This window comes from Caloramator sp. ALD01 (genome assembly GCF_000472625.1).
Classification (GTDB): Bacteria; Bacillota; Clostridia; order Clostridiales; family Caloramatoraceae; genus Thermobrachium; species Thermobrachium proteoclasticum.
Genome location: NZ_AXAA01000022.1, coordinates 1 through 15287 on the forward strand (window position 1 = coordinate 1; position 15287 = coordinate 15287).

Genomic DNA, 15287 nt, shown 5'->3' on the forward strand with positions numbered 1-15287 from the left:
CACTGCGTGTAATATAGTAAGGATGGTCAACTTAATTATGCAGCAAAAGGCCACCCTTAGCTTTGCTACGCCCTAAAATGAGGAAATAATAAAAATAGGGCTCAAAAACAAAGCCCTATATAGATTGAATTAACAAATATTAATATATTTTTAATGCTACGCATTTTACATTAATAACTTTTTATGCATTTTATTAAATTAAGTTGAATATTTATAAAAAACGTCATTAAAAGCCACTATTTTTTCGGAGCTCTTGGTGGCACTTTACTATTTCTGAATAACCACTATAAACCTTTATTCTGCCTACTATCTTGTATGCCCTTACTTTATAATAATATGTTTTGTTTCTTACAAGTCTTGAATTAATGTATACTGTACCTGATGTTTTCTCTAAATATGAGTATATTCCTATCCTTGATGTTGCTCTATATATTTCATATCCACTTGCTCCTTGTACTGGTTTCCAGCTTATTTTTATCTTATTAAATGAAATTGGTGTTGCTTTTAAATGTGTTGGAATTGGAAGTATTGGTTTTACACTAACTACTTCTGAAAAACCACTGTATACTTTTATCTTTCCTACTATCCTGTAAGCCCTTACTTTGTAATAATACGTTTTGTTTGTAACTAACTTTGAATCAATACAACTTGTACTTGTAGTTCTACCTATATATAGATAGATACCTGTACTATATGTTGCTCTGTATACTTCATATCCACTTGCCCCTTGCACTGGTTTCCAACTTATTTTTATACTGTTATGAGAAATTGATTCTGCTTTTAAGTTTGTTGGTGCTGATATTCCTACATAAACTTTACAGCTTGCTGTAAATCCACCATCTACTGTCTTTGCTGTTATTACAGCATATCCTACTTCTACTGCAGTTACCTTTCCACTTGCATCTACTTTTGCAACACTTTCGTTGCTTGATTGCCAAACTATATCTTTATTTGTTGCATTGCTTGGCACAACTGCAGCAATTAAATTAAAGCTCTCTCCAATATTTATTACCTTGCTTGTTGTATTTAGACTTATTCCACTTACACTAATTTTTGCTGGTTCAAGAAATACTATCTCGCTAACATTTCTAACCCTTAATCTTGGCCCATTTGGATCTACGGAGGCTAATCCTACTGCACTTATCCTGCTGCCTACAGTAATTCTTTCATCCCATTTACCCTTCTTTGATTCATCTCCACTTCCATCACCTATATATCCATCAACAAATATACGTGCCTCACCACTACCGTCATCAACATAAATGTTTTGTGCATCCATCCTTGTAACTGTACCTATGACCTTTACAAGAAGTCCACCATTTTTGCTATCCATTGCATCCTTTGTCGATAGTAGGGTTGGTTCTATTGGATTTATATTTGTATCTGTTACTTCATATTCAATAACCCTAAGTTCTAAATCTCCTTGATATTCATCTAAAGTTCCAACTGCTCTTACCCTTTGTCCTACCATTATATCTGAACTTGAAATTGGGAATAGGTTTATTCCTCCTGTTTCGTCTTGGATGTATAAGGTGTCAAAGAAGCTGTTGTCTGCAGGAGTCTTTCCTGCTGTAACAATACCCTCTACACAGAATACATCTCCTTTGTTTCCTGAGCGAACAGCATTTATTTTACTTACAGGTATAACCTTCTTTATGGAGTCGAGTATATTTAATGTTATGTTGTAGTTGCTGTTTTGAAGCTGTGTTGAATTATCAAGCTGAACCTTTATTTCAAAGTCAGATATAAATACTGTTCCACCAATAAACATATTTCCGCCGCCTGGCAGCTTTTCTACAGCAAGGGCATATACGCTTCCCTGAGGTAACGAAACGCCAGGAAGGTTTTTATTAGAATCTATTGACCTTGTTGTATCATAGCCCTTTACAAGCCAAGTTGTTTTTCCTGTTGCTAATGCTTCATTATCAATATTTAATGAACATCCGCTGTAGAAGCTGTATTTTTGTTCAGGAGATACACCGCTTAAATAAGGTGATTCAAAATTATAATTATTAAATGCAAGTCTATAGTTTTGATTATTTACTTTATTTACATCATCAACTACTTCATCATTGTTAAATCTTGTAGTTGCACCTATTGCTTCAAGCAATCTGTTCATTTGAGTTGATGTTTGATATTCACCTGTTCCATCCTGATAGTCAGCAATACCACAGATTATTAGGTTTCCTCCTTTGTCAACAAATCTTTTTATAACCTGAAGGTCTTCATCACTAAAGCTTTGTGGTTGATATGGTATACCATTTACAGTTCCTGCCTTCTTTGCAGGTGCTGTTACTACTAAGAGCTGAGCATCCTTTAAAACTTCATCTGTAAGCTTATTTTTCTCTACATTAACAGCAATTTTTCTGCTATTTGCTATAGTTATAAAGTTATTTATGTTGTTTGCATAATAACCATATACATAGTCATTATAGTGGGTTGCATCTACCACAATCTTAGTCGTTATTGCAGGGTCTGCCACCTCTATTTTTAATACATCTGTAAAAATCTTTTCCACTCCATTTATCTTTGCTGTCATTTTTACATCAATATTAAACTTTCCTGCAGAAGCTGGTGTATAGTCAAAGGAATATGAACCTGTTGATAATGGGTTAACTGTTTCTAATTGTGGTGCTTCGTTTATTACTTGACCATTGATTGAATATACTAAGCTTGTAATTTCCATAGGAACATTTTCGTTGTTGAAATAGTTTGTTGTAATCTTAAAGCTCTCACCCTTAAGAGGTAGTGTTGTGCTTGCTGTTGTTTTTGATATCCCTGCCTTATCAACTTCTCCAATCCAAACTGGTGCTGTAACTGCTATGTCTTTATCAACTTGATCTACTCTTATATAGTAATACGAATAGTTAGGTGTAAGATTAAATTCAACCACATCTTTATTAGTTGTTAAAGTTTTTGTTGCTACTATCTTTCCACCATTTGCTATTACTGAAATTTTACCTAATGGTTCATTATCTGGGTCCTCTATATCAACCTTTATATATACACTTTCTGGTTTTGTATCGAGTATCGTACCCATTATTTCTCCATTTAATGTGTATTTTATCCTTAAATTGTTGTCTTCTGTTGCATATACCCTCATATTTCTCATTGCATCGTATATATTTTCTCTTGTTAGGCTGTCTGCTAATACAACTGTTCTTCCTGTGTTTGCAGTTCCCCAGTTTCCAAGATGATTGTCTTGGTTATTAGTTGGAGCTAAATGCCATCCCTTATCAAGGGCACGGGTATAATATTCATATGAAGGGAAATATCCACTGCTTCTTATTGGTCCCTCTCCATTACCTACTTCAATTAATGTTATGAGTTTGTCTATTTGTGGATCATAGTATGCAAAATCATTGAAATCGCCAAATGTTGGTCCTGGATGATTGAACTGTGAAATTGAATCAGGGAATAGCTTTAATACATCGTAATACTGCTTTAATCCGTCTGGCAATTTGTATTTTGCTGTGTCACGGGTTTCAAAACCTGGAGTGTTAAAGGTATTTATATGGCCTGTTCCGTTTGACCAAGTCATTTCAAAGGCATAGATACCAACAAAATTACTGTCTGTATATCTATCTGCAGCACTATGTCCATTTAGCCATTTTGTACTCTTTGATCCATCTGCCATTGAAGATATGTTTGCATTGTCAAAGGAATTGGAATGGTCTGTTACTGCAAAAAAGTCAAGCTTTGCAGTGTTTTTTGCATAAGTATATGCGTCATCTAATGAACCAAGGCCATCAGAATTTGTTGTATGTGAATGTATTTGTCCAAAGTATATGTTGTATTCGCTATTTATCTTTTTTGTGAAATTAAATGTTGAAATTGAGCTGTCCAATAGGCCTTCTGCTGTTGCGTATGCCTTTATTGTTGCTGGAAGATTTGCTAAAGTTATTGGAGCTTCATATGTATTCCAAGTTTCTCCATTATCTAAAGAGTATTTAATTATAGAATTTGGAGTTTCACAAGATAGTGTTACTTTCTTGAAGGGAAGCACTGCTCCTCCATTTGGACTTGCTGTAACTGTTGCTACTTTACCTTGTGTGTATGTGAAGGTTGATATTATACTGTTTTTCATTCCTTCTTTAACTGCATATGCCTTTATTGTTGCTGGAAGTTGTGTTAATGTAATTTTATTTTCTCTATCATATTGAACAAATTCGCCATCATTTATTGAATACATTATTGTTGCACCTTCTGTTTCACAAGAAAGGGCAACCTTTGAATTTAATGCTACTTCTGAACCGCTCTCTGGAGTTGCTGTTACAGGTGCAACTGTTTCCTCGTCAACTACTAAAGTACCTGAAACTACAATATTGTTTATGTTACTTGTACCAGTTGGAGCAACCTCTGTTACTGTTGTTGATGAACTTGTGGCGTTGCTTGTCATTATAAATCTTATTATAAGGTTTTCAACATTGGATGCATCCTTTGGTAATGATAAGGTTGGCATATAATATGATAAAGTAGTGCCTGTTATTGCATAATCACTATTTGGGACGTCATTCCAGGTAGCTCCATTGTCAATGCTGTATATTACTTTAAAATTTTTAGGACCTGTTGAAGATGAACGTGTTTTTGCTGATAAAGTTAAGTTTTCATAACCCTTGGTTGAAAGTTGAATTTGCCAATATTTTGTGTTTGCACCGTTGTCCCATCCATTTATGGATAAACTGCCTGAACTGTAGTTTGGAATTATATTGTCACTTCTAAAATGGCTTAAAAAAGCAGTATCCTTAAGTACACCACTTGTTGCAGGTATTGGATAAGTTGTTGGAGTAGATGTATAATCCCACGCTGCAACAATTTCTGTCTGGGCTGCTGAACCTTGGATGTTTAGGCCTAAAATGTTAAAAAGCATTAGAAAGCTAATAAACCAAGCTGTCAGTTTTTTGAATAATTTTTGTTTTGAAATCATTGATACCCCCCCATTAAAATTTTTTTGTTAAAAGTTTTATGTACCTTCAACGCATACAAATAATGTTCCTAAATAATTCTATTCTAAACATTTTTAAGAATTCCTTCTATTTTCATAAAAATTTACTTGTTTTTTACATAAACTTATGTTTTTGTTGTTACACTATTTTGTCATAAAGCTAAAAAATAGATAAAAGTGCCAACCAGAAGGTTGGCACTTTAAAAAAAATATACTTTTTAATTATCTTCTCTGCATATGCTTCTATGCTTTATTTGCATAAAAAGGAAAATGTCACAATTCACCTAATTCACCTGGGTGGGAGACCTCCGAAAAAATCAAATTATTTTTAAAAACATACTATATATAGTTGCACATATTATCTTTTATATACTATATATAGTGGTGGCGATTTTTAAGGTATCATTTTTTCGGAGCTCTTGGTGGCACTAAAAGTCAATGAGTCCTAAACTTATAAGTAATGCATCGTCTACCTTTTTCATTAGTTCATCATTTATATGTCCTATCTTTTCCTTGAGCCTTTTTTTGTCTATTGTTCTAACCTGTTCAAGCAGGATAACAGAATCCTTTGTTAGTCCATAATCTTCACAGCAAATCTCAACGTGGGTTGGGAGTTTTGCTTTGTTTATCTGTGAGGTTATGGCCGCAACAATTACTGTAGGGCTGTACCTATTACCTACATCGTTTTGTATAATAAGTACAGGTCTTACTCCTCCTTGTTCAGAACCTATGACAGGGCTTAAATCAGCATAGAATATATCTCCTCTTTTCACCACCTGAACCATCTAATATATCACTCTCCGCAAGCTCTGCTTCATATTTGGCAAGTTCCTTTAAATCGCAGTCCATTCCACATTCTGCAATTTCAAGGTTAATGCTACCCATCTCCTGATAGCCCTTCTTCATAAGTTCCCTAATGTTTTTCTTTTTATGTTCCTTAATATATAATATTACAGCTTCCTTAATAAATTGACTTCTATTTTTACCATTTTCACATTCTATAAATTTATCAAATTCATCGAGTAAGCTCTCGGGGAGGCTCACTGTTATTTTTTTATTTTTCATCATCATACCCCCTAAATTTACCTATGTAGGCGAGGCTCTAATGCTTTTATTATAGCACTTAACTTACTTTATTTGCAACCATTATTCCTCTTTATCATTATTCCCAATTTAAGCAATAATATAATATGTGAAAACCATATTTCCCATCGATAACTTTATTACAAAACTACTCCAACTTTATAAAGTAGCTATTTGTAGGTAAACTTACTGTTTAACAATTTTATCCACAAGATGTTACATACTCTATATTGCTATTTTTTGGTTTTTGAATTTTTCATTTTATTACGTGGCATTTATCACAACACACACATAGATTACTTTTGTAGCTTATTAAAATTACTTAGTATCAGGGTGTTCCGCTTTTTGGGAAATGTCACATTTCACCTGGGTGGGAGACCTCCGAAAAAATCAAATTATTTTTAAAAACATACTATATATAGTTGCGCATATTATCTTTTATTCACTATATATAGTGGTGACAATTTTTAAGGTATCATTTTTTCGGAGCTCTTGGTGGCACTTTTGTATATCCTTGGGACGCGTTTTGATACCATACAAAGAACTTCGTAACTTATGGTTCCAAGCCTTTGTGCTATTGTATCTGCTGTTATAATTTTGTCACCTGATTTTCCCATCACAACAACTTCATCGCCTATCTTTACATCCTCAACCTCTGTTACATCAGCCATACATTGGTCCATACATATTCTTCCTACAACCTCAACTTCTCTTCCCTTTATTAAAACCTTTGCGTTTCCTGACAGTATCCTTGAAAAGCCGTCTGCATAACCAAAGGGAAGTGTTGCAATTAGTCTTTCACTCTCTGCAATATACTGTCGTCCATAGCTAATTGAGGTACCCTTGTCTACTTTTTTTACCATTGCAACCTTTGCCTTAAGGCTCATTGCAGGTATTAGGTTTGCCCTTGTCTTATCAACCTCATCGGAGGGATAATAGCCATAGAGCATTATTCCTGGGCGAACTGCATCAAAGTAGCTCTCTTCTAAATCTATTATTGCTGCACTGTTTGCCATATGTTTAATCTTAAAGCTTATTCCTTCCTTTTCCATCTCATAAATCATCCATTTAAACTTTTCAAGCTGAATTTTTGAATAGGTTTTATCCTTAAGGTCTGCACAAGCAAAATGTGAATATATACCCTCAACATAAATATTATCAAGGGCACATATTCTTTTTATATCCCTTTTTGCCTCTTCACCTACCAAAAAGCCTAATCTTCCCATACCAGTATCTATTTTTATGTGCACCTTTGCTCTTTTATTCATTTTTTGTGCAACTAAATTAAGTTTTTCTGCTAAATTAACATCATATATTGTAAGGGTTATGTTGTTTTCTACTGCAGTTTCAAAATATTCCTCTGGTGTATAGCCTAAAACAAGTATATCCTCCTGTATTTTTGCATCCCTTAACTCTAATGCCTCTGTTATTATGGCAACTGCAAAAAAATCAACACCCTCCTCCTTTAAAACCTTTGCAACCTCAACTGCTCCGTGTCCATAGGCATCTGCCTTTATAACTCCAATTACCCTTCTATCCTTAACAACCCTTTTTACTTCTTTTATATTATTTCTTATACTATCAAGATTAATTTCTGCATAATAGGGCCTTAACATCATTATTCCCCCTTCAATTTAAACCGATAGTAAAAACATCATCCTTTATATCTTTGTTACATTCAAAGTTTATAAACTTTGCCCTGTATCGTAAAGTGCCACTGTTGTCGTAAATTTCAAAGTAAAGTGGTCTAATATCCTTCTTGGTAAAATAAACTACGGCCTCATTTTTGTATATGTTATCACCCTCTAACTTTAACCTAAGTTTAATTGTTTCTATACCATCTAATATAGTATAGGTTGTTGTATATTCTTTATTTTTTATCAAACTTGTTTGAATAATACCAAGGTGTATAAAGGTTGGCTCTACCTTTATATCTCCTTCATACTTTTGGTTTATCAAGGGATGATATATCTCAAACCTTCCATTATTAAAAATCATTACTTTTCCCTTTAAAAATTCTGGCTCTAATGTCTCAATTCTAACCTTGTCTGGGGATTTATATATCTGAAGCTGTCTATACTTTGATGTGCCTTTGTTACCGTAGATTTCTATTTCTACTTCAGATTTATATGAATTTAGTGTTAATATAAAGTCCTCAACACTTTTGTCCTTTTTGGTTATTTTACAGGAAATTATGAATATTGTGAATATTGTGATTAAAATAATAGAGATTTGTCTTTTCATAAAAAATCACCTACAAAAATACTACAATTATAAATATTCTTTTTGTAGGTGATTTATTACTATAGCATAGCCTGTCCTATATATTCTATTATATCACTGGCGACTAATCCATTTCCATACTTTTTATATGCAAAATCTCCAGCACATCCGTGAAGATATGCACCAAGGAGGGCTGCATCATAGGGTGTATAGCCTTGACCTATCAAGGATAGAATTACTCCCGTTAAAACATCACCAGAGCCTCCCGTTGCCATCCCTGGGTTTCCTGTGGTGTTTATATACACCCTATCTCCATCTGTAACTACCGTGCTTGCACCCTTTAAAAGAAGTATGCATCCATATTCCTTTGCAAAGTTTACAGCAACATCCACCCTATTTTTGTTTATATAATCTATCTCAAGTCCTGTAAGTCTTGAAAACTCACCAGGATGGGGAGTTAAAACAACCTGACATTTTTTTGTTTTAAGCCTCGCCTTTATGCTGCAGAGCATATTTAGTCCATCTGCATCTATTATTAATGGTTTTGTTGACTTTTCAAGTAGATATGAGATTACGGATGTAATATGGTTGCTCCTTCCTATTCCAACACCCACTGCAACAGCATCGTAGCTCTGCATTATTTCATCAAGTTCTCTTGTTGTAAAAAGAAGATATCCGTCCTTCTCGTTGCAAATTCTATAGGTTGCCTCTGGTAAGAAAGAAGCAATTCTATCAACAATACTTCTCTGAACGACTCCTGTTACAAGTCCGCTTCCTGTTCTTAAGGCTGCTTTAAGGCTTAGGGTTACTGCCCCCGACATATTAAAACAGCCACCAATTACTGCAACCTTTCCACAGCTTCCTTTATTTACGTCAAAATGTCTTTTTTTTAAAAGGCTTTTGGGAAACTCACTATAGTTTGTTATAATTTTTAGTCCCTCTTCATCAACGCAGGCCTTTGGGATTGAAATGTTGTCTATATAAATAGTTCCACTATGTTCTCTTCCATCGTTAATAAGAAGGCCAAGTTTTGCTGTTCCAAAGGTTACTGTCTCATTTGCAAAGACAGCACTCCCCATCTTAAGGCCTGTATCTGAGTTTATTCCTGATGGAATATCTACAGATATTATGTATCTTGATAAGAGGTTAATAGCCTCGATTACCTCTTTATATATCCCCTCAACCTCCCTATCAAGGCCTGTACCAAATAGAGCATCAACTGCAACATCAGAGCACTTTAATTCCTGTTTTAAGTCCTCTAATTCTTTTTTTATTAAAACTCCCATATTAAGAAGTATTTCATAGTTTATTCTTGCATCGCCCTTTATTTTATCTTCATCTCCAAATAGGTATACGCTGACATCATAACCGTTTATCATAAGAAGTCTTGATAGGGCAAACCCGTCTCCTCCATTGTTTCCAACTCCGCACACAACTACAACTCTTTTTACTTCCTTCTCCTTTATTCTTTTAAAAAGGGCCCAGGCTGCATTTTCCATAAGCACTATTCCAGGAATTTTATACTTTTCCATAGCCCTTCTATCAATATTTCTCATATTTTGAGCCTTTGATACCTTCATTCTACCCCTCCATTACCACATATGCCACTGCATATTCTCTGCAGTGGGAAATTGAAAGCTGTATGTTTTTTATATCCTTTTCCTCTGCAATTTTTTTAGCACCTCTATGTAGAACAACATAGGGTGCTCCATCCCTTTTTAGTATTTCAATATCCCTAAAGGAAAATCCCTTTATTCCAGTTCCAAGTGCCTTAGATACTGCCTCCTTTGCTGCAAAATATCCTGCGGCACTTTCTGTTGGTTTAGTTTTTATATATTCAAGTTCCTTTTTGGTGTAAACCCTTTCTAAAAAGCCCTTTTTTTCTACTGCCTTTTTTATTCTGCTAATCTCAATTATATCTGTTCCTATACCCTTTATCATCAAATCACCTTTATAAATTTTAATTTTAAATAAGTAAACAAGAGGTAATAACACCTTGTTTACTTATTTATAGATTAGCACAAACTCACCTTAAGTCAACAAAGTTTATTCTATAAAACTTAATGAACTACCCACAACTTTATAAAATGCTAACTTAATAGAAAAGGTAACTTTTTTACCTCAACTACTAAACGACTGTACCAATCCCCAAAAATACTACTTAAAATTTTGTTTAGAACATTCTTACGCAAATACTAATTTTGCCTCAAGCTTTGAAATTTCATTGTCAAAGTCGCTTGTCCATTCATCAACGTATTCTCCAACCACCTCAAGGAGGTGAACAGGTGAAACTTCATTCCTTTGAAGTTCAATTAAAAGCTTTATTACCTTTGTTCTATCTGTACTTACAAAGTCAATTCTCTCCCTTTCTGTCGCAACTATCTTGTTTTTATCATAATCCTCCCTAACTACCTCAATACCATAGCATTTTATCTCCAGTTCATTATCCCTTATATTGAATTTTTTACAATTTTTAACCATATAGTACCTGTAAATATAGCTTCTGTTGTCGTCTAATATAGTTCTACAGCTTGCTATTTCAACAACGTCTTTCATATTTATCCCCCTTAGTTCTATTTTCTATTATATTTTAGCACCCACCCTCTTTAATTTTTGTTGAAATTTGATAAGGAAATAAAATATTTTTTCAACATCATACTCCAATTTTAGAGTATATGAATTTTATTTTTTATACATATATACAGTATATTCCATTTAATTATTATCTTTTTATATATTTTGTCGTTTTTTAATTATGTGGTATAATTTGTATATGCAAAATCAGGACGATGGCATCGCGAGGGTATAACTTTTTTAAACAGCCTGAATATAAACTTTATATTATTAAAACTTAAAAAGGAGGTATTTTTTATGGAAAAGATTAAGGTAAAACAGATGTCCCTTGAGGAGGCTAAAAAGCTTGGAATTGACAATTGGGGAAGATGGAGCTGCGGTGTTTCTAAATTCGACTGGGAGTATGATGAAACTGAAACCTGCTATATTTTTGAAGGAGAGGTTATAGTTACAACTCCTCTTGAAACTGTAACTATAAATGAAGGAATGCTGGTTACATTTCCAAAGGGATTAAAGTGTACTTGGGATGTAAAAAGGCCAATAAACAAGGCATATACCTTCCAAGATATCATTTAAAAGGCCTCAGTTATATACTAACTGAGGCTAAATTTTATGTGTATTTATCCAATTCAATATATCCCTTGAATTAAAATTACCACAAGCTATATCTAAACCTAATTTAATAAGTTCCTCTTGTTTATATTTTATGTGTATATTATTGTATTCTAATAATACAAGCATAATATAGATTCCCATTCTTTTGTTTCCATCTATAAAAGGATGATTGTTAATTATTGAAAAGCATATATTTGCACATTTCTCTTCAATGGAGGGATATAGCTCTATTCCTTCAAAAGTCATTTTTGAGTTTTCTATAGCAGATTCAAGAAGTTCTATACTTCTTAATCCATAAGTTCCACCTGTTTTTTCAATCATTTTTTGATACATTTTTAGTATAAATGGTATTCCTATATATTTCATTTAGCTAACTCCCTAAAAGCATCTAAATTTTGCATAAGAATTTTGTTTGCTATATCTTCTAATTTTTCTTCTTCACTCATTGATTCTTTATTAAACTCTTCGTAATCTAATAAAATATATTTTGGTTTATTATTTTTTAATATTATGACTGATTTATCCCTTTCAACCATTTTTGCTATCCTTGAAAAGTTTTGATTAGCTTCTGAAATCGATACTAAATTTTTAGTATTTACTAACATACTTTCACCTCCACATCCTTCCTATATATATTATATCATAGTTTAGGATAAATTTAACCTATATATTTAAGAAATTCGGTTAAATTTTGTGGTACTCCACAGGCAAAGTTTTTGCACACATAGGCCTTAGGCTCTTTATTTATTTCTATATCTTTTATATGAGGTATTAGCTCATCTGCCTCCCTACTGTTTTTTGCAATTATTATTGCGTTTTTAATATATTTTTTTCTTAAAGTCTCTAAAAACTTGTCTATTTCAATTTTATCTTCTGCTGCAATCACAATATCTATAGGCTCTGAAAGGATTAGATCCTGTACATATAGTGAGAAGCTGTGGGCAGATTTAATTGCCTTTATCTCCCTTGCAAAACTGTTTAGAGTCTCTTTTGCTAAGTTTAGGTATTTTATATCACCTGTTATTCTATAGAGAAGATATAAAACATATGCTGCAACAGAGTTTCCAGATGGAACTGCACCATCGTATATTTCTTTGCTTCTTAGTATTAAATCAGAAGACTTTTCTGCATAAAAGAAGGCTCCCTTTTCTTTGTCCCATAATTTCTCAATCATCTTTTCAACTAAACCTACTGCCTCTTTTAAATATATTGTTTCAAAGGTTGCTAAATAAAGTTCTAAAAGGCCAAAGCTAAAAAAGGCATAATCGTCTATAAGTGGTTCATAGGTATATTCTCCATCTTTATACCTATGCTTTAGCCCTTTCTTTGAAAGGGACAGTATAAAATCTGCTGCTTTTTTTGCCATATCAATGTATTCAGCATTATTAAAAACAAAGCCTGCCTTTGAAAGGGCTGCAATCATAAGCCCATTCCAGTCGGTTAATATCTTTTCATCCCTTAGGGGCCTTATTTTGTTTTCCCTAAATTTAAATATTTTGTTTCTAATTTGCTGTAGTCTATCTTTATATTCCTCAAAATGCTTTACTTTATATAGGATGTTTTGTCCTGTTTTTTCGCCTGTTGCCTCATCTTCAAAGTTTCCCTCTTGCTTTATGTTATATACCCTCTTTACAATTTCAAACTCGTCTTCAGATAATATGTTTCTTAATTCATCATATGTAAAGGTATAAAACTTTCCTTCCACTCCTTCACTATCTGCATCCTCTGCAGAATAGAAGGCCCCCTCCCTTGAGGTTAAATCTCTTTTTACATATTCTATTACATTTTTTGCTACATCCTTATACCTTTCCTCTCCAAAGACTCTGTAGGCTTCGGTGTAGGCTAAAATAAGTAGTGCTTGGTCGTAGAGCATTTTTTCAAAGTGGGGAAGCTTCCACTCTCTATCGGTTGAATATCTGTGGAACCCATAACCAACGTGGTCATAAATTCCACCCATCATCATTCCATCTAATGTTTTGGTTACCATCTCTTTTATGTCATCATCCTTTTTTTCGGCATATATATTCATTAAAAAAAGTAGGTTGTGGGGGATTGGAAACTTTGGTCTTTTGTTAAACCCTCCATAGAGCCTGTCAAATATGACTTCAAACTCATATACAGCCTCCAATACATCCTCCTTTGTTATTTCTCCTTTTTTATCTTCTTCGTTTAGTTTTGCAAGCTCTCTATAGAGTTTCTCTGATGAGTCTAAGAGTTTTTCCCTGTCATTTTTCCAAAGTTCATCTATCCTCTTTATTAAATCCTTAATTCCTATTCTATTATACATTGTTTCCTTTGGTATATATGTAGCTGAAAAGAAGGGTTTTTTATCTGGCGTCATAATTATAGTTAATGGCCAGCCTCCGTGCCCTGTCATCATTTGACAGTACATCATATATATGCTGTCTATATCTGGTCTCTCTTCTCTATCAACCTTTATGCAGATAAAGGTGTCATTTAGAAGCTTTGCAACCTCTTCATCCTCAAAGCTCTCCCTCTCCATCACGTGGCACCAGTGGCAGGTGCTGTAACCTATGCTTAAAAATATTGGCTTATCTTTTTCTTTTGCCACCCTGAAGGCCTCTTGTCCCCAGGGATACCAATCAACAGGGTTGTGGGCGTGCTGTAGAAGATATGGGGATTTTTCATTTATCAATCTATTCATTTTAATCACTCCCTCACATTTTTAAACTTATTTTTCCCTGTTTTAATAAAATTAAAAATAAGAAAACAAAAGGTGGTAAACACCTTTTGTTTTCTTATTCAAGATATTTCTCTAATTCCTTTATATCCTTCATATCAATTATTTCAATTAAGATTATATCTATTATCTCTAAAGGCAAATTCCTTAATTTTCCTTTATATTCCTCTGGTATTTTACCAAACTTTTTTACAAGTAATTTAAGTATGGTTTCTATCTTCCCTTCCTTTAATCCTTCCTTTAATCCCTCTTCTCTTCCCTTTTTTATACCATCTTCAAAAATCATTCTTCCTATATCTGTCATCTCAAACACCTCCCATATACTCTTTTTAATTTCATCATTACCAAACTTGTTAAGCAGTGCAAATAACATACTAATACACTGAATTTTATTTTCGTTACTTTTAATTTGAGCTGCTGCCTTTATACAGTTTACAGCCCTTTGTGCCTTATCTATTTTACTACTCATCAAAGGGATAAAAGTTAGTTTTAGTATATCTACATCATCAAGATTATCTCCCTGTTCTATTTTTCGTTTTATATTTTCAAATATACTATCACCATCTAAACTACTCATATAAAATGTCTTTATAGAATATTTAATGCTCCCCATATTCAACTCTGACTTTACATCTTTTATATCAGATGAATAAATAACTATTGTTTCTATTTTTCTATTTTCTTTATACACAAAGGATGCATCATAGAACAAAAATCTTCTTAAATCACTTTCTTTATTTGTTGTTTGAAACTCAAAATGAATATAGCTTCCATCATCAGCATAAAAAATGTAATCAGTATAATTTGTGTTAATCTCAATATTTTTAATTTCTGTGTTTGCTGGAGCTATTATTTTTTTGTCTATCCCAAAAAATTTTACTGCACTTTGGGCAAATAAATTAAGGGCATTTTTCATTACTGCATCCTCAATTTTATTATAATCCATATACACCCCTCTTTTCTATAGTGTATTTTTATGGAAGTATTACCTCCACAAAACTATTATCTGCAATAAAAGCAAAATTATGCGAACATAAGTTCGTTTTTAGATAAGCAATAAAGGGCGGATGGCAATTTTTATGGGCTTATTTTCAAAATTTTCTTGATTTGTTATTTAAACTATGTTATAGTTAATTTTGAAATGTA

Annotated in this window: 13 protein-coding genes; 1 reads left to right on the top strand and 12 read right to left on the bottom strand. The window is 33.2% G+C overall.

Annotated features, from left to right (window positions below; genetic code table 11):
- Positions 1-226: 226 nt before the first annotated feature.
- The 8 genes from A3M9_RS14235 to A3M9_RS13575 form a co-directional block, all read right to left on the bottom strand.
- Positions 227-4927, bottom strand: a complete 4701-nt coding sequence (locus tag A3M9_RS14235; protein WP_051350671.1) for a CehA/McbA family metallohydrolase — start codon at positions 4925-4927, stop codon at positions 227-229.
- 446 nt (positions 4928-5373) lie between these two features.
- Complete coding sequence (locus A3M9_RS0109105) at positions 5374-5730, bottom strand: type II toxin-antitoxin system PemK/MazF family toxin (protein WP_027308961.1); 357 nt, start codon at positions 5728-5730, stop codon at positions 5374-5376.
- Positions 5690-6010, bottom strand: coding sequence for a CopG family ribbon-helix-helix protein (locus A3M9_RS0109110; protein ID WP_242826198.1), 321 nt, complete (start codon positions 6008-6010; stop codon positions 5690-5692). The genes A3M9_RS0109105 and A3M9_RS0109110 overlap by 41 nt, the downstream gene beginning before the upstream one ends.
- Before the next feature lie 485 nt (positions 6011-6495).
- Complete coding sequence (gene alr, locus A3M9_RS0109115) at positions 6496-7647, bottom strand: alanine racemase (RefSeq protein WP_027308963.1); 1152 nt, start codon at positions 7645-7647, stop codon at positions 6496-6498.
- A gap of 10 nt (positions 7648-7657) precedes the next feature.
- Complete coding sequence (locus A3M9_RS0109120) at positions 7658-8272, bottom strand: hypothetical protein (RefSeq protein ID WP_027308964.1); 615 nt, start codon at positions 8270-8272, stop codon at positions 7658-7660.
- A gap of 59 nt (positions 8273-8331) precedes the next feature.
- Positions 8332-9831 carry a bifunctional ADP-dependent NAD(P)H-hydrate dehydratase/NAD(P)H-hydrate epimerase gene (locus A3M9_RS0109125; protein ID WP_027308965.1) on the bottom strand — a complete coding sequence of 500 codons (1500 nt, stop codon included), beginning with the start codon at positions 9829-9831 and terminating at the stop codon, positions 8332-8334.
- A 1-nt stretch (position 9832) separates the two neighbouring features.
- Positions 9833-10192 carry a holo-ACP synthase gene (gene acpS, locus A3M9_RS0109130; RefSeq protein WP_027308966.1) on the bottom strand — a complete coding sequence of 120 codons (360 nt, stop codon included), beginning with the start codon at positions 10190-10192 and terminating at the stop codon, positions 9833-9835.
- Between the two features lie 243 nt (positions 10193-10435).
- The gene (locus tag A3M9_RS13575; RefSeq protein ID WP_051350672.1) at positions 10436-10807 is read right to left on the bottom strand and encodes a DUF6514 family protein; all 372 of its coding nucleotides are present in this window, start codon (positions 10805-10807) and stop codon (positions 10436-10438) included.
- Positions 10808-11122: 315 nt separating this feature from the next.
- On the opposite strand from A3M9_RS13575, the gene A3M9_RS0109140 reads away from it, so the two are divergent.
- The gene (locus A3M9_RS0109140; RefSeq protein ID WP_027308967.1) at positions 11123-11401 is read left to right on the top strand and encodes a cupin domain-containing protein; all 279 of its coding nucleotides are present in this window, start codon (positions 11123-11125) and stop codon (positions 11399-11401) included.
- Positions 11402-11428: 27 nt separating this feature from the next.
- Here A3M9_RS0109140 and A3M9_RS0109145 read toward each other — a convergent pair whose 3' ends face one another.
- From A3M9_RS0109145 to A3M9_RS0109160, 4 genes are all read right to left on the bottom strand, one after another.
- On the bottom strand, positions 11429-11806 hold the full coding sequence (locus A3M9_RS0109145; RefSeq protein ID WP_027308968.1) for a type II toxin-antitoxin system death-on-curing family toxin: 378 nt from the start codon (positions 11804-11806) through the stop codon (positions 11429-11431).
- Positions 11803-12045 (bottom strand): type II toxin-antitoxin system Phd/YefM family antitoxin, encoded by a 243-nt coding sequence (locus A3M9_RS0109150; protein ID WP_027308969.1) that lies wholly within the window; start codon positions 12043-12045, stop codon positions 11803-11805. Before A3M9_RS0109150 ends, A3M9_RS0109145 begins: the two co-directional genes overlap by 4 nt.
- 53 nt (positions 12046-12098) lie before the next feature.
- The gene (locus A3M9_RS0109155) at positions 12099-14105 is read right to left on the bottom strand and encodes a thioredoxin domain-containing protein (RefSeq protein ID WP_035166267.1); all 2007 of its coding nucleotides are present in this window, start codon (positions 14103-14105) and stop codon (positions 12099-12101) included.
- A gap of 94 nt (positions 14106-14199) precedes the next feature.
- Positions 14200-15087, bottom strand: coding sequence for a DUF4351 domain-containing protein (locus tag A3M9_RS0109160; RefSeq protein ID WP_027308971.1), 888 nt, complete (start codon positions 15085-15087; stop codon positions 14200-14202).
- Positions 15088-15287 lie beyond the last annotated feature (200 nt).